The following is a 17,770-nucleotide window of genomic DNA, read 5'->3' on the forward strand; positions in this document are numbered from 1 at the left end:
AGCATAATTCATAGCTGAAAGGAGAGGCTGGCATGAGGCGGATCACATGGATGACGGTGGCTGTGGCGGCGATCATGGCGACAGCGGCGATGCCGGTGTCGGCGCAGATGGCGACGGACGGTCCGGCTGCGGTCGCCGGGGCAAAGGCGGTGACGATCGAACGGATCAAGGTGCATGCCCCGACGATCGAAGGCAATCTGGAAGGCGATGCCGCCGATCGCGATGTGCTGGTCGTGCTGCCGCCCAGCTATGGCAAGGACCGGGCGCGGCGCTATCCGGTGGTGTATGCTCTGCATGGCTATTCGATCGGGGCGGAGCAGTGGAGTAAGGAAATCCACTTGGCGACGACGGCGCAGAACGCCTTCGCCAAGGGCGCGAAGGAGATGATCCTGGTGCTGCCGGATTCCAAGACGGTGCATAATGGGTCGATGTATTCACGGTCGGTGACGACCGGGGACTTCGAAACCTTCATCGCGCGCGACCTGATCGCCTATATCGACGGCCATTACCGCACCATTGCCCGGCGGGAAAGCCGGGGGCTGGCCGGGCATAGCATGGGCGGATATGGCACCAGTCGCATCGGCATGAAACATGCCGATATGTTCGGCGCGCTTTATATGATGAGTCCCTGCTGCCTGTCGGCGCGCAGCGTCGGGCCGACGGACGCGGCGTCGATAAAGGCTTGGGACGCGGTCAGGACGCCAGCCAATTCGGCCAAGCTGCCCTTCATGTTACGCGGGCAACTCGCGGCGGCGGCGGCATGGTCGCCAAATCCCAAGAACCCGCCGCTTTACCTGGACTTGCCGGTCAAGGATGGCATGGTGAGAGACGAGGTGCTGGCCAAATGGGCGGCCAATGCGCCGCTGGCGTTCGTGGATCAATATATCGGCGACCTGCGCCGCTATAAGGCGATTGCGATCGATGTCGGTGACAAGGACGGGCTGAAAGGCGACGCGCAAGCGCTGCATGAAGTGCTGGATCGCAACGGCATCGGCAATAGTTTCGCGATATATGAGGGCGACCATACCAATCGGGTCGCGTGGCGGTTTCAAGATCAGGTGCTGCCGTTTTTCGACCGGCATCTGGATTTTGCGACAGGGAGTTAGACAGTTGTGAGCGTTTATCGCGCGGCTGGTCATCGATTTTAGATAGCGATAACAAAATCGTTGTGACGGAGTGAAAATCGGTTATCTCTACGGCAACGGTCCGGCACAGGGCTGACCCTTGTGGGAGGAGCCGACGGCCATGTTTTCGCGCGATCATTTGAGATGCTTGTCAAGCTTCTTTTTGAGCGGTGCTGCGTTGATGCCCATGGCTGCATGGGCGGTGCCACAATTCGATCCTGTGTTCAGCGACCATGCGGTGATCCAACGCGATCATCCCGTGATCGTAACAGGACGCGGTGCGCCGCAAGAAATGATTGCGGTAACATTTGGGATGGAAACCCGCGAGGTGCGAGCGGACAAGGACGGTCGGTTCGAGGCCCGCTTTGCGCCGACCAGCGCGATCGGGCCGGTGCGGCTGGAGGCGCGTGCGGCGTCGGGCAGCGTTACCGCGCAGGATGTGGCAGTGGGCGACGTGTTCCTGTGTTCGGGCCAGTCCAACATGGAATTGGAAGTGCGCAATGCGCAGGATGCCGGGACGCAGATCCGCACTTCTGCCGATGATCAATTGCGCCTGCTGCTGGTGCCTCGCGTTGTTGCGGACAATCCGCTGCTCGATTTTAAGCAGCCGGTATCTTGGCGGCCTGCCGGGCCGGATAGCGTCGCTGATTTTTCTGCCGCGTGCTTCTATATGGCGCGCGAGTTGCGCAAGACGGCCAAGGTGCCGATCGGCGCGATCGCCAGCAGTTGGGGCGGATCGCGGATCAGCCCATGGATGGGCGCGCGGGCGCAGGCGGCGGTCGGGCAGGGCGCGCAATCGGCGCTGGTGTCGCTGCATGGGCGTGATCCTTTCGCGGCGGAGCGGGCGGCGAGTGCGGAATGGGAAAAATGGTGGCGCAAGGCGACGGGCGATGCTGCTGGTAAGGAGCCTTGGCAGCCCGATAGCGGCATTGCCTGGAACGATGTGCCGCGCATCGGGCCATGGGAAGAATGGGGCGTGCCTGCGCTCGCCGACTATAATGGCATGGTCTGGTATCGGCGCGAGATCGACCTGACGGCGGCGCAGGCCAAGGCGAGCGGCATATTGTCGCTGGGGCTACTGGACGATGTCGGCCGGGTGTGGATCAACGGCAAGCCGGTGGGCATGAGCGCGCGCAGCTGGCAGCCGAGCAGCTTCGATGTACCGCCCGGCTTGTTCAAGCCGGGGCGCAATGTGATCGTCGTCAATGTGCTGGACGCTTACGCCAATGGCGGCCTGTCCGGTCCGGCCGAGGTGATGAAACTGTCACTGGGGTCGGAAGGGGACATGCCTCTGAGTGATGGGTGGCGCTATGCGGTGGCGACCCGGTCGCCGCCGGGCGCGCCGCGCGTGCCGTGGGGCGATACGACCGGGGTGGGCACACTCTATAACGGCATGATCGCGCCACTGGGAGCGATCGGGTTGAAAGGGGTCGCCTGGTATCAGGGCGAATCTGACGTCGACCTGCCGGGCTATGCCCAGCGGATGCAAGCGATGATGGCCGATTGGCGGCAGCAGTTCGGATCGCCCGACCTGGCCTTCGTCGCGGTGCAGCTGGCGGGCTATGGCGATCCGATCACCAAGCCTGCGGAGAATGGCTGGGCGGCGATGCGGCAGGTGCAATATCAGGCGATGGCGCAGGACGATCATGGCGGGCTGGCGACGGCGATCGATCTGGGCGATCCGTTCGATATTCATCCGGGGGAAAAACAGGAGGTCGGGCGTCGGCTGGCGCGGGCGATGCGGGCGGTGGCCTATGGCGAGGCGGTATCGCGCACGGGGCCGCAGGCGGCGCGGGCGACCGCCAGTGCCGATGGCGGCGCAGCGATCGATTTCACCGGGCTGACCGGGGGGCTGCAGACGCGTAGCGCGGCGCAGGCGATCGGTTTCGAACTATGCGGCGCGGCGGCGGGCAGTTGCCGCTTTGTGGTCGGCCGGATCGAGGGCGCGCGCGTGATCCTGACCGGCGACAGCCAGCCAGCGGTGCGGGTGCGCTATGCCTGGGCGGGGTCGCCGGTGGTGAACCTGTATGACGAGGCGCCCTTGCCGGTCGGATCGTTCGAATTGCCGATCGCGCCAGTGCGCTGAGGCTTGGCCTGCCTGATGGGGCGGGCGCTGGATACGCAATGCAGGATGAAGGGACGCGCGGCGGCGTGGTGTCGCGGCGCGCCTATGACAGGAGAGGAAAAACCATGCGACACACCCATAGGTGGACGACGGCCTGCTGGATGACGCTGGCCGTGGCGAGCGCAACGGCGGCCTCGGCGGATGCCCAGGCGATCCGCGCGACGATCGATACCAGCCGCACCAGCGCGGCGGTGACACCTTATGAATATGGCATGTTCATCGAGCCGATCGGCGGTCTGGTGAACCGGACGCTGTGGGCGGAGATGCTGGACGACCGGAAATTCCATTATCCGGTGCGGGTCGAGAGCAAGGATGAGAAGGTGCCAGACACGGTCGAGGGGCGGCCCGCGCCCGCCTTCCGCAAATGGCGGCCGATCGGTGGCGAAGATGCGGTTGTGATGGATAGTAGCGATCCGTTCGTGGGTCGCCATAGCCCGGTGGTGGCGCTGTCAGGTGACGCGCCCCGCGGCTTTGGGCAGGGTGGCATGGCGACCAAGGCGGGGCAGGATTATGTCGGCCGCATCCAATTGAGCGGCGATGCCACGGCCAAGGTGCAGGTCGCGCTGATCTGGGGCGAAGGGGCGCGCGAACGGCAGGTGGTGACGCTGCCTGCACCGGGCGCGGGGTGGGCGGAACTGCCGCTGCGCTTCACGGCGGGCAAGGCGTCGGCCGACGCGCGGTTGGAGGTGACGGGGACGGGCAGCGGGCGCTTCCGCGTGGGGGCGGTGTCGCTGATGCCTGCAGACAATATCAATGGCTGGCGTGCGGATACGACGGCGATCGTCCGTTCGCTCAAGTCCGGCATGTGGCGCCTGCCCGGCGGCAATTTCCTGTCCAATTGGGACTGGCATCAGGCGCTGGGGCCGCGTGACAAGCGGGTGCCGATGTTCGACCATGCCTGGAGCGCGATGCAGACCAACGACATCGGCATGGACGAATGGATGGAGTTGACCCGCATCCTGGAGGTCGAACCCTATGTGACCGTCAATGCGGGCCTGGGCGACGCCAATTCGGCGGCGGAAGAGGTGGAATATCTGAACGGGGCGGCGACCAGCGAGTGGGGCGCGAAGCGGGCGGCGAACGGTCACCCCGCGCCCTATGGCGTCAAATGGTGGAATATCGGCAACGAACCCTATGGCTGGTGGCAGATCGGCAAGACCTCGCTCGATTATTATCTGATGAAGCATAAGGAATTTGCCGCGGCGATGCGGGCGAAGGAGCCGGGCATCACATTGATCGCGTCGGGCGCGATGCCCGACCAGTTGCATCCCCGCGACGTGAAGGAAAACCCGTCGTTGGAAAGCATCCAGAAGAAATTCGGAACCGAGGAGGATTGGACCGGCGGCTTCTTTGCGAACGCGATGGGAACGTTCGATGGCATCACCGAACATTGGTATGATCGCGGGGAGGAGCGCCCGAACGCCCCGGCGGACGAGGAACTGATCGAGTTCGCGCGGTCGCCGTCGAACCATGTGCGCATGAAGGCCGAGGAATGGGCCATTTATCGGCAACGGTATCCGGCCATGGCACAGGCGAACAATGGCAAGGGCGTTTTCATGTCGATGGACGAATATGCCTATATGGCCAAGGACGGGGCGACGCTGAAGTCGGCGCTGGCCTATTCCATGGTGATCCAGGAAATGCTGCGCCATACCGATTTCCTGACGATGGCGGCGTTCACGTCGGGCGCATCGACCATGGACATTACGCCGACCGATGCGGTGCTGAACACGACCGGGCTGGTGTTCAAACTATATGGCGCGCATTTCGGCGCGGGGACGGTGCCGGTCGCGCTAGACGGCAATGTGCCGCAGCCCGACCCCAAGCATGTGGTGGGATCGGCGCATCCGCAGGTGAAGGCGGGTAGCGCGACCTGGCCACTGGATATGGTGGCGGCGCTCAGCCCCGATGGCAAGGCGGTGCGGGTCGGCATCGTCAATGCGACGTTCAAGCCGCAGAGCGTGGCGATCGATATGCCATCGGCGCGGGCGAAGGGGGCGGGGAAGCTGTGGCGGATTACCGCGCAATCGCTGGCTGCCGCGAACAAGGTGGGGGCTAAGCCGGGGGTGACGATCACGCAGGCCAAGGCGCCGACGTTCAATGGGCGGTTGACGGTGCCGCCGCTTTCGACGTCGGTGTTCGAATATCCGATCGAGGGTGGGGGGCGTTGATCGTTACCTGGCGCGGGTTGGGGGACAGTTGAGAGCGTGGAACTGGACCCCGGCCTGCGCCGGGGAACAGGCGATTTTTACCGCCGTTCGCCCTGAGCCTGTCGAAGGGTTGCGCTTCTTGAAGAGAAGAACAGGGCTTCGACAGGCTCAGCCCGAACGGGACTTATGATAGGGGGCGCGCTTCGACGCTGCGGACGCCGTAGATGGCGCTTTTCCCCTTTAGCGCGGTCAGCGTGACGGTGGATTGCGCGGCCTGGGTGGGTGGCAGCGGATAATCGACGACCAGCCATTCATTCTGCGACCGCCGCTCGCGGCGCTCGACTGCGATGTCCTTGCCATCGACGGCGATCCGCATGACGCGGCCGGTGTCATTGCCCCAATAGGTGATCTGAAGCGTGGCGGGGCCGGGGCGGCGCTGGATGGTGAAGCGCATCTGTGCGCCTTCGGGCAGGGAGCGGTTTTTCTTGCCGTAAAATTCGCCGCCTGCCCCGGCGGTGGCGGTCAGGGCGTGATCGCGTTCCGGCTGCATTTCACCGATGTGGAAAATATCGATCGTGCGGCGGGCGAGGTCGGCGCGGGCGGCTTCGGCGGTCTGGTAGGCGGTGCGTTCCTTTGCCCAGCTATCGGGCGTGAAGGTGCGGAAATAGACTGCGGTGCGCCGGTCGTAGAGCGGGTAGAAGGGGACGAGGTTGTGCTGTTTCCCCAGCACATCGGTCGTCTGATAGCGGTGCGGCTGGTTTTGCGGGACCAGCGCATCGCGGGGATCGTTGCGCATCAGCAGGGCAGGCGCGGGACCGTCGAACCGGACATCGGCCGCGCCCAGATCGGCCGCCAGCGCCAGCGGGCCGCTCATATAGGCATAGGTGTCGGGCGCGCCCGACAGGGCTTCGGCCCGCAGCGTCATCGGGATGGTGATCGCAATGCGATCGCCCGCGCGCCAGCGCCGGTCGATGCGCCAATATCCCTCGACAATCGGCGCGTCGAGCGGCTGGCCGTTGAGCGCGATGGTCGCGCCATCGGCCCAGGCCGGACGACGAAGGGCGATGGCGGCGGCGCGGCGCGGAGCGCGCGCGATGGTCAGGCTGACCTGGCCGTTTTGCGGATAGGCGGTGTCCATCTCCAGCTTCATGCCGCCGGGCATGTCCAGCGTGGAGGGGATGAAGAGATTGACGAACAGCGTCGATCCGTCGCGCCAGTAGATGGAGTCGGCATGTTTGGCGTGGCTTTCCATGCCGGAGCCGACGCAGCACCAGAAGCTGTTTTCGGGCGTGGAATAGTCGCGCTTGGCGCCTGCCTCCATCGGCATGAAATAGACGAACTGGCCGGTGTCGGGCCGCTGATGCGCGAGCATGTGGTTGATCTGCGCGCGCTCATAATAGTCGAACCAGTCGGCGCTGGGTGACCAACTGTAGAGATGGCGCGTGAGTTTGAGCATATTATAGCTGTTGCACGCTTCGCAGGTGGCGGTCGTCAGTTGTTCACCCTGCCGGTCGGGCTGGCCGAAATGTTCGCGCTCCGAATTGCCGCCGATGACGTAGCTGTGATGAGTGAGCACGGTTTTCTGGAAGAAGCGAGCGGCGTCGGCGTCCTGCGTATCGCCGCCGACTTCGTAGAGGCGCGCTAGGCCGATGATCTTGGGAATTTGCGTGTTGGCGTGCAGGCCTGCGAGTTTGTCCTCGCCGCGCATCAGCGGATCGACCACCGAGCGATGGCGCAGCCTCTTGGCGACGGCCAGCCAGCGCGCGTTGCCGGTCAAGGCGTAGAGTTCGGCATAGCTTTCCAATATGCCGCCATGTTCGACCGACAAAATCTGTTGCACCTGATCGTCGGATAGCCCCTCCACGATGGTGGCGAGATAGTCGCCGATGCCCAGCGCGATCGGCAGGGCGGCCTTGCGCCCAGCCAGTTGATGCGCATCGATCAGGCCCGCAACGATCTTGTGCAGGGCGTAGATCGGCACCCAGGCGCCGTTCAATTCCCAGGTGGTGCGGATGTCGCCGCGGCGCAATTCTTCGAACACGATTTTGCCGGGAACATAATGGCCGTCGCGCATGACGGTCATGCCGCCCAGATAGCCGTCGCCTTCGGCCGTCTGGATGCGCTGCATCGACGCCAGCGTGCGGTCCAGAACGGCGGTCAGTTCCGGGTCGCCGTTGTTGGCGATCATCAGCGAGACGGCCGACATCCAGTGGCCCATCGTGTGGCCCGCGATGCTGTCGCTTTCCCAGCCGCCATAAACCGGCGCGGGGGCGGGCAGCCGCGCAGAGGTGTAGAAATTATGCAGCAGCCGTTCGGGGTCGAGCGACAGGAGATAGCGGCGATTTGCGGCCATGGCATCAGCATAGGGCGATGGCTTGAGCGTGACATGGCGGCTGGGGACTGGTTCGGCGCGCCGTTCGCGGCGCGGGGTCGCGGCCTTCAGCATGGTGGGCGACAGCGGCAGGAGCAGGCTGGCCGAGGTCAGCAAGGCGCGACGGGTAAGGACGTGGTGCATGGGAGCAGTCTTTCTTGTCTGGCGCAAATCTTAGCGGCGCAGGGCCGCGTCGCCCCAGGTGACGGGGACGGCGTTGCCCTTCACGCCATCGGCGCGGGCGACGAGTTCGAGCAGGGCGACGCCCTGCACATTGGCGGCCAGCGGCTGCGGCGCATCGCCCCGGCGCAGGGGTGGCGTGCTGGCGAGCGGCTTGCCATCGCCATAGAGGAAGAAGCGGACGGGCTGATCGGCTTCGAGCGCGCTGTCGTCCACGCCGACGCTGGCGGTGAAGCGGGCAAAGTCCTTGTTGCGCACTTCAAGACGAGAGTTGGCGAGGACGCCGATGCCCGACGCGAAGCCCTTGCCGCCGACGAACAGGGGCTGGTCGTAGGGGGTGGCATCGGGCATCGCGCCGCCCCACCCCGCATGGATGGGCCGTTCGCCGATGCCGCGCGTGCCGCGCCAGCCGGGAATGGAGCGATAGATGGTGGGGTCGGGCTGCGGATTGACGACGCCGTCGACCGCCGGATTGACGATGCCGGGCTGTTCGGACAGGTAAACGCCGTCCGCCAGGGTACGGGCGCCTGATGCGCGGAACACCAGCGTCTGGCGCGGTTCGACGCGCAGCTTCGTCTCCTTGGTGAAGGCGCTTTTCGCGCCGGTCCACAGGTCAATGAGGGCGATGTCGCGGTCGGCCAGGAACTTCAGATGATCGGCGGTCAGCACCGCGTCTACCGGGGCAAGGCCGCGATTGAAAAGGGCGACGGCCTTGTCGCCATTGGCGAGCGTCTTGACCAGGATATGGAGGCTGTCGCTGTCGAAGGCGACGACGGCCTGATTGCCCGCCGCGTCCTGATTAAGCGCGATGAGGCCCGCATTGCCGAAGATGTCGAGCAAGGGTTGGGGGGTGGTGCGCAGGTCCGCGCCGATCAGCAGCGGGGCGTTCATCATCGCCCAGAGCGCGAAGTGTGAGCGGGCTTCGGTCAGATGCTGCGCGTCGAAATCGCCCGCGCCGATGAACAGCATGTCGGGATCATTCCATGTTCCCGGTTTGGCGTAGAGCGCGCGGCGGACGGCACTGTCATAATTGGTCAGCATCCGGCTCCAGTCGGACGAGATATCGTCGCTGGTGCGGGAGATGTTGCCGACATCCTTGCCCCAGGCGCGGACATTGGCGCTGCCCCAGATGCAGAGCGAGAGGAGATAATCATTGTCCGGGTTGTGCTTGCCAAGCGACTGGTTGATCTCGGCGAACAGCGCCTTGACCGCCGGGACGTTGGAGCGGGTGATCGATGTCTGGTCGATCAGCGGGGTGAGCGCGCGGAAGCGGCCGCTCGTCACTCGTTCTTCGTCCGCGGCGAAGGCGCGGATGCCGCAGCCATCGACCTTGATCGCGTCGAAGCCCCAATCGGCGAAAAACAGGCGGATATCCTGATCGATATGGCCGTAGAGGCCCACTTCGCGCTCCGCCACGCTGCCTTCGGGCAGTTGGGCGGGGCCGGTCGAATAGGCCTGCGAACAGCTGTTGCGGCCAAGGTCGGAATAGATGCCCGCCTTGAACCCCATGGCGTGGAGCTTGTCGGTCAGGGGGCGGAAGGAGGGGTCGCCCTTCCTGGTGCGGGCGGAGGGGAATTTGTCGGCGCGGATGATCAGCTTGCCATCGCTGGTGCGGCGTTTGAGCCACCAGCCATCGTCGATGTTGATGTGTCGATAGCCCTTTTGCACCAGCCCGGTTTCGATGATGCGCCGGGCCGATCCCATCAGCTTTTCCTCGTCAATTTCCGTCTGGAACGCGTTCCAGCTGTTCCAGCCCATCGGCGGCAAGGCGGCATCGCCCGCCTGATAGGCGCTCCAGCGGCCGGTGGGGGCGAGCGGATCGGCGCTTTGCGCCGACAGGGTGGTTCCGGCGCATAACAAGGCTAGAGGCAGGAGGAAGCGGCGCAGGGTCATAGAAAGTCTTTCGAAGTCAGTGTGACCGGCATGCCGGCTTTAAGGGATAGGGTGCGGCTTTGGCCATCGAGGCGGAGCGTTCTGTTGCCAGCGCGTTCGGGGCGCAGCATGGCCTGGTCCAGGCGGCCGTCGCGCCATTTTATGTCCACGCCGCAGCGGTTGCGGGCGCGCAGGCCGGTTATGTGGCCGGTGGGCCAGGCGCGGGGCAAAGCGGGGAGCAGGTCGATGAGGTCGCCATGGCTGTCCATCAGCATTTCCACCATACCCGCCGCACCGCCGAAATTGCCGTCGATCTGGAAGGGCGGATGGGCGTCGAACATATTGGGATAGGTGCGTTCGGGGCCGAGGAGGAAGCGCAATATGTCATGGGCATGGTCGCCCTGCCGCAGTCGCGCCCACAGGTTGATGCGCCAGGCGGTGGCCCAGCCGGTGGCGCGATCGCCCCGGATTTCGAGCGTGCGGCGCGCGGCGGCGGCAAGGTCCGGCGTGGCGTCGGGCGTGATCTGGCGCGAGGGGTGCAGGCCGTAGAGATGGGAGACGTGGCGGTGGTTCTGTTCGGGCGCGTCGGCATCCCAATCCTGCTGCCATTCCTGAAGCTGGCCCTGGCGGCCGATGCGGTAGGGGGCAAGGTTGGCCCGGGCGGCGCGGATTTCGCTGACCAGTGCCGCGTCCATATTCAGGATCGTCGCGGCCTGGATCGTCTGATCGAACAGGTCGCGCAGGATCGCCATGTCCATTGTCGGTCCGGCGCAAAGGGTGCCGCCATGGCCGTGGGGATTTTCGGGACTCATGGACGGGTTGGTGACGAGATAGCCGGTGGCGGGATCGCGTTGCAGCGTGTCGAGGAAGAAGCGCGCCGCGCCTGCCATCAGCGGGTAGATGGAGGCGAGATAGGCAGGATCGCGGTTATAATCATAATGATCCCAGAGGTGGGTGCAGAGCCATGCGCCGCCCGTGGGCCACAGGCCGAATTGCGCGCCGTCGATCGGGGCGGTGGCGCGCCACAGGTCCGTATTGTGATGCGCAATCCAGCCGCGTGCGCCGTACATGGTGCGAGCGGTGCGTGCGCCGGTGATGGCAAGGTCACGGACCATCTCCACCAGCGGCGTCACGCATTCGCCCAGCGCGGTCGGCTGGGAGGGCCAATAGTTCATCTGGGTGTTGATATTGATCGTATATTTGGACCCCCAGGGCGGATTGAGGCTGTCGGTCCATAGCCCCTGGAGATTGGCAGGCTGGCCGCCGGGACGCGACGAGGCGATCAGCAGGTAGCGGGCATAGTCGAAATAGAGCGCGGCGAGTGCGGGGTCGTCGCTGGTCTGGGAGGCGGCAATGCGTTCGTCGGTGGGTAGTGCGGCTGCGGGTGTGGCGCCAAGGTCGATGGCGACGCGGCGGAACAGGCGCTGATGCGCGGCGGCGGTGTCGGCGGCGATCGTGGCGAAGGATCGGGCGCGGGCTTTGGAGAGGATGGCGGCGGTGGTGGCGATGGGGTCGCCGCTGATGTCCGCGAACCCTTTGTAGCTGGTCGCCATGGCGATAAACAGGGTGACGGCCTTTGCGCCACGGATATGAAGGCGGCCGTCGGGGGCGTGAGTGGTGCGGCCGCCTTCGACTTGCGTGGAGAGGCGGGCGGCGAAACGCAGGTTGCCGTCAATCCCCTTGGATGCGCCGTTGCGGCCTGTCATCAGCAGGCCGGTGGGTCCGTCCGCGGCGATCTGAACGTCGCGCTGGGGGGAACGCAGGCCGATATCGACGTCCAGTTTGCCTGCGCCGGTCGTGGACAGGCGTATTGCGACGACCTGGTCTGTGGGGGACGCGACGACCTGCCGGAGATGGCTGACGCCGCCTGCGTCGAAGCGCGTCGTCGCCATCGCGCTGTCGAGATCGAGTTCGCGGTGATAAAGGTGGGTTGCGCCGAGATCGGGGAAGTCCAGGATCAGGTCGCCCAGCATCTGATAGGGCATTTGGCTAAGCGGCTTGGCCATCAGCGTCTGGTTGGCGAGGGCTTCGGCTTCGGCGATCCTGCCTGCGAAGATCAGGGCGCGGACTTGGGGCAGCGCCGCCTTTGCCTCCGGATTGACCGGATCATAGGGTTGGCCCGCCCAGAGCGTGCTTTCGTTGAGTTGCAGCCGTTCCTGCGTGGTGCCGCCGAATATCATCGCGCCCAGACGGCCATTGCCGATGGGCAGCGCTTCCGTCCATGTGGCGGCGGGCTGGCGATACCAGAGGGTCGTGGGCTTGGGTGCCGCCGCCGCTTGGCTGGCCGCGCGACCGGGCTTGGCGGCGAGCGCCAACGTGCCTGCCGCGAGGCTCATTGCGGCTTCGCGGCGGCTGACGCTCATGGGTTGAGGGACGACAGGGTGAAGCTGTCAATGTCGAGATAGCCGCCGGTGGGCGCGGCATTATAGCAGGAAAGCGCGATCTGCTGGCCCTGGAAGGTACCGGTGCGCCAGTCGAAGGCCAGCGGAAACGTGCCGCCAACATCGGTCCAGCGACGGTTGTCGAGGCTGTAGGCGGTGCGGCCCTGGCTGGTGGTGAAATCCATGTCGGTGCGCAGCCAGAGGGTGCGGCCCTTGATCGGGATGGACGGGACGCGGACGTCGGTCTTGGGACCATCCTTGGTGGATTCGGTGAGTTGCATCCGCAGGCTGCGCGCGCCCTTGGCCCCGCCGACGACCGACAGTTGCGCGTTATATTTGCCGAAGGTGCCAAGGCCGCAGATATCGCCCGGCTTGATGCCGCTGGTGTCGAGCTTCACCATAGCGCGGGCGCGTGGCCCCTGCGCCTTTTGCGTCAGCGTGTTGCGCGCGGTCCAGATGCCGTCCGCCTGTGTCGCGTGCAGGCGCAGATAGCCGGGCCGCTGTGTCAGCGACCATTGGCTGTCGTCGGGATTATGGTTCCACTGCCATTGCAGGCCGAGTTTGGGCGCGGAGAAGTCGTCGGAAGAGGGTGGCTCCGCGAAGGGGTGGCCCTGGATCGGCTTGGGCGATCGGTCGGGGACGTGATCGGGCTTGTCGGGCGTGCCCCACCACGGCCAGTCGTCCTTCCAGAAGATCGGGCTGATATTGGTCATGCGGCCGATCGCGCCCTTGTCCACCATGACGAAGCCGTACCAGCTGCCGTCCGGCATATCGACGATCGCGCCCTGATGGCCGCCGGTCGTATCGTCGATGGAGGATTTGGTTTCCCATGGTCCCCACAGGCTGCGCGATCGCGATACGGTCATCGCCAGCTTGCCGGGGATGGCGTTGAAGAGATAGTAAAAGCCCTCGTGCCGGATGATCTTCGATCCTTCGGCGCCCTTGTTATAATAGGTTTTCCGCGCGGCGGTGACGGCGGACAGATCCTGGTTCAGCGTCAGCAGCGTGACCGTGCCGTCGGAGCCGATCGAGGTGCCCAGATAGGCGGTGCCGTCCGTGTCGATGAAGAGCGCCGGGTCGAAGGCTTCGCGGTCCAGTTCCTTATAGGTCCATGGCCCGTCGATCTTCGGGGCGCGATAGATGCGCGTCTTGTGTCCCACCGGCGTGACGGCGAGGTAGAAGATGTCATTATGGAAGCGCAGGCTGGCGGCGTAGAAGCCGTGGCGATAATCGCCGCCGTTTTTGAGGTCGTAGCGCGGATCGCCGTCCAGCCGATCGACCACATGGGTGACGATCCGCCAGTTCACCAGATCCTTGGAATGGAGGATGGTGACGCCGGGCGCGTTGGCGAAGGTGGTGGTGACGAAGTAGAAATCCTCACCCACCCGGATGATGTCTGGATCGGGATAGTCGGCGAACAGCACCGGATTGCGATAGGTGCCGTCGCCCTGGTCCGAGCGCCAGACCTGCGCGGCCACGTCGGTGGCGGACAGCGCGGTGGCGGCGAGGGCAAGGGCGAGGCAGAACGTCCTGTTCATGATCATGCGCCGGGCGTGTAATGATAGGGGCCGACCACCGTGCCGACGAAGCCGCCGGCCTTCTTGGTGCTCAGCAACGTCGCATCGACATCGGCCTTAAGCGTGCGGGTCTTGCCGCCCATGCCATAGTCGAAGGCCAGCGTCCCGCCGGTGGCGCGGATGGTCAGCGTGATCGGGCCGGTGCTCTTGATCGGCGCGGAGGCGACGAGCGTGTCGGCGTCTGCCGCATCGCGGGTGTAGAGCGCCACGACAGGCTTGCCCGCAATCCGGGTCAGGCCGAAGAAGAGGTTGCTGCGGTCGCTCTGCACCGCGGCCAGCCCCGCGCGGTCGCCATCCTTGACCGGCGTGTAGCGCAATGTGGTGGAAATGGTCGCGTTGGCATGCTGCTGCCGCCGACCGACGAACGCGGGGACGCCGTTCAGGTCGCCGATCGGGGCGCCGCTGTCCAGTTCCAGCGCGCCGCCGGTGACGCGATAGAAGGGCTGGCGCGGCGTGCGGATGCCGATCCACTGCATCGACAGGCTCTTGCCATCGAACTCGTCGGTATAGGCGAAGTCGCCGCTGGTCGGCAGCGCGGGTTTGGGCTGGGCAGGCAGGCGGGGGGCTTGGACGACATGAGGGATCGCTTCGCCCTTGGGCAGGATGATCGGCCAGCCATCCTTCCATGTCACCTGCAGCAGGAAGGTTTCGCGGCCGATATTATAGAAATCGTCGGTATAGGGGCGCACCGCCAGGAAGGTCGCCCACCAGTCGCCATTCTGCGTTTCCACCAGCGTGGCATGGCCCGCCGATCCGATGAAGTTCGGCCGCTTGGGGTCCAGATCGCGCTGGGTGAGGATCGGGTTGTTCGCATAGGGGATATAGGGGCCGCGCAGGTCTTTCGAGCGCAGCACGACTTGGGAGTGGTTGACGCTGGTGCCGCCTTCGGCCGCAGTCAGATAATAATAGCCGTCCTTGCGGAAGATATGTGGTCCTTCGATCCAGACCGGCTTTTTGCTTATGTCGACGCCGCCGTTGATCAACTGCGTGCTGGGACCGACCATCTTGCCCGCGCGCCAGTCATATTCCTGAACCCAGATGGCGCGATGGCCGTCATAGCGGGGCGCTTCGTCGGGCGCACGGTTGTTGACGATATAGGCTTTGTCCCCCTCCCAATAGATGGACGGGTCGATCCCTTCGAACGGCAGCCAGATCGGGTTCGACCAGGGACCGGCAGGGTCTTTGGCGGTGATGACGAAATTGCCCTTACATTCCACGCAGGTGTTGACGATGTAGAAGGTGCCGTCATGGAAGCTGATGTCCGGCGCGAACACCGCCTGCGACGTGCGGCGGCCGGTGAAGTCCAGCTGTTCGGGCCGGTCGATCGCGTTGCCGATCTGGGTCCAGTTCACCAGATCCTTCGACTTGAAGATCGGCAGGCCGGGATAATGGGCGAAGGAGGAATTGACGAGATAATAGTCGTCGCCCACGCGGGTGACCGAGGGATCGGGATAATAGCCCGACAGGATGGGATTGCGATATTCACCGGGCTTGACGGACATTTGCTCGGTCGCCTGTCCCTGATAGGTGAAGCGTTCGAAGCGGGCGGGCGCGGCCTGCGCGGTCGTGGCGGCAAAAGCGAACAACGACATGGACAGTAAAGCGGGCGTGAAAAGCCGGAATGTCGAGGGCCGGTGCGGCATTGCAATCTCTCTCCTGGAACGTGCCGCTATTCTCTGCGACGTCAATGTTGATAGCGCTAACATATTACGGTGTCGAGATAGGTAGCGGCCATGGCGTTATTGGCGGACGTCTTTGGCGGTGACGCCTGCGTCGGTCTGGACGACGGGCTTCATCGTGCCGTCGGCATTATACTCCAACCGCTCGACCGTCACTGCGCGGCGACCAATCGCGCCGTTGAGATCGCCGATCGACAGCGTGGCATTGTGCAGGAACAGATAGGACTGCCCCTTGAAATCCGCGATGCCGGGATGGATGGTGAAGCTATATTTGCCCGATCCCGTCAGTTCGCCGCGATAGGTCCAAGGACCGGTGGGCGCGGTGGCGGTGGCGTAGGATATGCGCTCGTCGCGATGGGTCGCCCGGTCGAGCGAGGCATAGGTCAGATAATAGAGATTGCCGCGCTTGTGCAGCCATGGCCCCTCTTCGAAATGGGGCGGGGTAATGTCGATGATTGGCCCGTCGATGTCGATCATATTGGACTTGAGCTTGGCGATATAGCAGTTGCGGTTGCCCCAGGCGATCCAGGTCGTGCCGTCATCGTCGGTCAGGACGGTGGGGTCGATATCCTCCCAGCTATGCGTGCCCTTCGGCGTCATCTGGTTGGTGATGAGCGCTGACCCCCTGGCATCGATGAAAGGGCCGGTGGGACTGTCGGACACGGCGACCGCGATCGCCTTGCCCGAATGGCTGTTGTCATGTTCGACGGCGGCGTAGAACCAATATTTGCCGTTCTTCGCTATGGTCTGCGCGGCCCAGGCATCCTTCTTCGCCCATTTGAAATCGGCGACGTTCATGATCGGGCCGTGATCGGTCCAATGTCGCATATCGGTGGTCGAATAGACCAGCCATTCGCGCATGGTGAACATTTCGTCCCGCTGTGCTTCGTCATGACCGACATAGAGATAGAGGCGATCGCCCACGACCAGCGGGGCGGGGTCGGCAGTGAACTTGTCGCGGATGATGGGATTTGCGCCGGGAGCAAGGGGTGGTGCAGCCTGCGCCGTTGCAGCAGGGGCGAATGCGGCGAGGAGGAGGAGCGGGGCGACCGACCTGAGCACCGCCGGAAGCGGCTGGCATCTATCGATAGGCATGGCTCGGCGGGGCATCCTGCATCCTCTTGGGCTGACTGATTGGGTCGCCGGAGCGCGACGATACCGGTCGTTCCCGGCGATAGGCTGCATCCTATTCGATCTTTGGAGCGGGTCAATAACTCCAACAAATAAAATCATGCGATCATTGCGTAACCTTTGCATCATTTTCGAAATCCATCCAAAAACTCGCAGACGTTGGCGAAAATGCCGGTATGACGATCGCATAAGGCGTCATCTTCAAAGATATGACTCATACAAGTGGAGGACAGGATGCGTTGGCTGATCATGCTGGGGTTGACGGTTGCGCTTGCCACGGACGCGCAGGGCGCGCCGGTGGTGGAGCAAGGGAGCGGTCCTTATCCCGCCCTGTTCGAAATGCGGGCGGATCTACCGGATCATGTGGTCTATCGGCCCAAGGCGTTGGCGCGGCTGGGTGCCCGCAAACTCGGAATCTATGTGTTCGGCAATGGCGGATGCAGCGCCGATGGCACGGCGTCGCGCAATCATCTGCTGGAAATCGCGTCACGCGGCTATCTGGTGATCGCGCCCGGCCATATCCCTGACGGCAAGACGCGCGATCGGCCTGCTCCGTCCGGCAAGCTCACCGCGCAGACGCCGACCCGGGCGCTGAGCGAAGCGATCGATTGGGCGCAGCGAGAAAATGCGCGACCCGATGGTCCGTTTCAGGGCCATGTCGCGGTCGATCAGATCGCCGTGTCGGGCTGGAGCTGTGGCGGGTTACAAGCCTTGTCCGTGGCGCAGGAGCCACGGGTGAAAACCGCGATCATCATGAACAGCGGCTATTTCAATGACGGCGTCAGTCCGATCGAAGGCATCATATCCGACAAGGCATTGCTGACGAGGCTGCACAGTCCGATCCTCTACATATTGGGCGGCCCCGCCGATATCGCCTGGCCGAACGGCACCGACGATTTTCGGCGCATCGATCATGTGCCGACCGCGCTGGTCAACGTACCGGTCGGGCATGGCGGCACCTATATGCAGCCCCATGGCGGCCTTGGCGCGCAGGTGGTGACCGCCTGGCTGGATTGGCAGTTGCGGGGCAGCAAGACGGCGAAACGCCAATTTACAGGCAAGGATTGCGGTTTCTGCCGCGACGGGCGGCTGAGGATCGAAACCAAGAATATGCCATGAAGGCAAGTTGACGCAGGATAAGTTTCCCCTTTTCGCGGCTCGATCCATGGCCTAGATTGCT

10 protein-coding genes are annotated in these 17,770 nt (G+C 64.3%); 4 read left to right on the forward strand and 6 right to left on the reverse strand.

Features of this window, described 5'->3' with window-relative positions; genetic code table 11:
* Positions 1 to 32: 32 nt before the first annotated feature.
* The 3 genes from U5A89_RS09360 (at position 33) to U5A89_RS09370 (ending at position 5,420) form a co-directional block, all read left to right on the forward strand.
* A complete protein-coding gene (locus U5A89_RS09360; RefSeq protein WP_338160887.1) occupies positions 33 to 1,106 on the forward strand; it encodes an alpha/beta hydrolase in 1,074 nt (357 codons plus the stop codon).
* Between the two features lie 139 nt (positions 1,107 to 1,245).
* Positions 1,246 to 3,210: a sialate O-acetylesterase gene (locus U5A89_RS09365; RefSeq protein WP_445190641.1), complete on the forward strand. Its 1,965-nt coding sequence runs from the start codon at positions 1,246 to 1,248 to the stop codon at positions 3,208 to 3,210.
* A 38-nt stretch (positions 3,211 to 3,248) separates the two neighbouring features.
* Positions 3,249 to 5,420 (forward strand): alpha-L-arabinofuranosidase C-terminal domain-containing protein, encoded by a 2,172-nt coding sequence (locus U5A89_RS09370; protein WP_338160889.1) that lies wholly within the window; start codon positions 3,249 to 3,251, stop codon positions 5,418 to 5,420.
* A 163-nt stretch (positions 5,421 to 5,583) separates the two neighbouring features.
* Here the strand turns inward: U5A89_RS09370 and U5A89_RS09375 are convergent, their stop codons facing one another.
* From U5A89_RS09375 to U5A89_RS09400, 6 genes are all read right to left on the reverse strand, one after another.
* The gene (locus U5A89_RS09375; RefSeq protein WP_338160890.1) at positions 5,584 to 7,914 is read right to left on the reverse strand and encodes a glycoside hydrolase family 127 protein; all 2,331 of its coding nucleotides are present in this window, start codon (positions 7,912 to 7,914) and stop codon (positions 5,584 to 5,586) included.
* A gap of 30 nt (positions 7,915 to 7,944) precedes the next feature.
* Positions 7,945 to 9,843 carry an NPCBM/NEW2 domain-containing protein gene (locus tag U5A89_RS09380; protein WP_338160891.1) on the reverse strand — a complete coding sequence of 633 codons (1,899 nt, stop codon included), beginning with the start codon at positions 9,841 to 9,843 and terminating at the stop codon, positions 7,945 to 7,947.
* Positions 9,840 to 12,185: a glycoside hydrolase family 95 protein gene (locus U5A89_RS09385; protein ID WP_338160892.1), complete on the reverse strand. Its 2,346-nt coding sequence runs from the start codon at positions 12,183 to 12,185 to the stop codon at positions 9,840 to 9,842. The genes U5A89_RS09380 and U5A89_RS09385 overlap by 4 nt, the downstream gene beginning before the upstream one ends.
* Positions 12,182 to 13,741 carry a glycoside hydrolase family 43 protein gene (locus tag U5A89_RS09390; RefSeq protein WP_338160893.1) on the reverse strand — a complete coding sequence of 520 codons (1,560 nt, stop codon included), beginning with the start codon at positions 13,739 to 13,741 and terminating at the stop codon, positions 12,182 to 12,184. The genes U5A89_RS09385 and U5A89_RS09390 overlap by 4 nt, the downstream gene beginning before the upstream one ends.
* Positions 13,742 to 13,743: 2 nt before the next feature.
* Positions 13,744 to 15,372 (reverse strand): glycoside hydrolase family 43 protein, encoded by a 1,629-nt coding sequence (locus U5A89_RS09395; RefSeq protein ID WP_338160894.1) that lies wholly within the window; start codon positions 15,370 to 15,372, stop codon positions 13,744 to 13,746.
* A gap of 147 nt (positions 15,373 to 15,519) precedes the next feature.
* Positions 15,520 to 16,554: a glycoside hydrolase family 43 protein gene (locus U5A89_RS09400; protein WP_338160895.1), complete on the reverse strand. Its 1,035-nt coding sequence runs from the start codon at positions 16,552 to 16,554 to the stop codon at positions 15,520 to 15,522.
* Between the two features lie 270 nt (positions 16,555 to 16,824).
* On the opposite strand from U5A89_RS09400, the gene U5A89_RS09405 reads away from it, so the two are divergent.
* Positions 16,825 to 17,709, forward strand: coding sequence for an alpha/beta hydrolase (locus tag U5A89_RS09405; RefSeq protein ID WP_338160896.1), 885 nt, complete (start codon positions 16,825 to 16,827; stop codon positions 17,707 to 17,709).
* Positions 17,710 to 17,770 lie beyond the last annotated feature (61 nt).

This window comes from Sphingobium sp. HWE2-09, from assembly GCF_035989265.1.
GTDB lineage: Bacteria > Pseudomonadota > Alphaproteobacteria > Sphingomonadales > Sphingomonadaceae > Sphingobium.

Bases quoted from the DNA above. Each gene is read 5' to 3' on its own strand.
- U5A89_RS09360 (WP_338160887.1), top strand. From the start codon at position 33: ATGAGGCGGATCACATGGATGACGGTGGCTGTGGCGGCGATCATGGCG.
- U5A89_RS09365 (WP_445190641.1), top strand. From the start codon at position 1,246: ATGTTTTCGCGCGATCATTTGAGATGCTTGTCAAGCTTCTTTTTGAGC.
- U5A89_RS09370 (WP_338160889.1), top strand. From the start codon at position 3,249: ATGCAGGATGAAGGGACGCGCGGCGGCGTGGTGTCGCGGCGCGCCTAT.
- U5A89_RS09375 (WP_338160890.1), bottom strand. From the start codon at position 7,914: ATGCACCACGTCCTTACCCGTCGCGCCTTGCTGACCTCGGCCAGCCTG.
- U5A89_RS09380 (WP_338160891.1), bottom strand. From the start codon at position 9,843: ATGACCCTGCGCCGCTTCCTCCTGCCTCTAGCCTTGTTATGCGCCGGA.
- U5A89_RS09385 (WP_338160892.1), bottom strand. From the start codon at position 12,185: ATGAGCGTCAGCCGCCGCGAAGCCGCAATGAGCCTCGCGGCAGGCACG.
- U5A89_RS09390 (WP_338160893.1), bottom strand. From the start codon at position 13,741: ATGAACAGGACGTTCTGCCTCGCCCTTGCCCTCGCCGCCACCGCGCTG.
- U5A89_RS09395 (WP_338160894.1), bottom strand. From the start codon at position 15,372: ATGTCGTTGTTCGCTTTTGCCGCCACGACCGCGCAGGCCGCGCCCGCC.
- U5A89_RS09400 (WP_338160895.1), bottom strand. From the start codon at position 16,554: ATGCCTATCGATAGATGCCAGCCGCTTCCGGCGGTGCTCAGGTCGGTC.
- U5A89_RS09405 (WP_338160896.1), top strand. From the start codon at position 16,825: ATGCGTTGGCTGATCATGCTGGGGTTGACGGTTGCGCTTGCCACGGAC.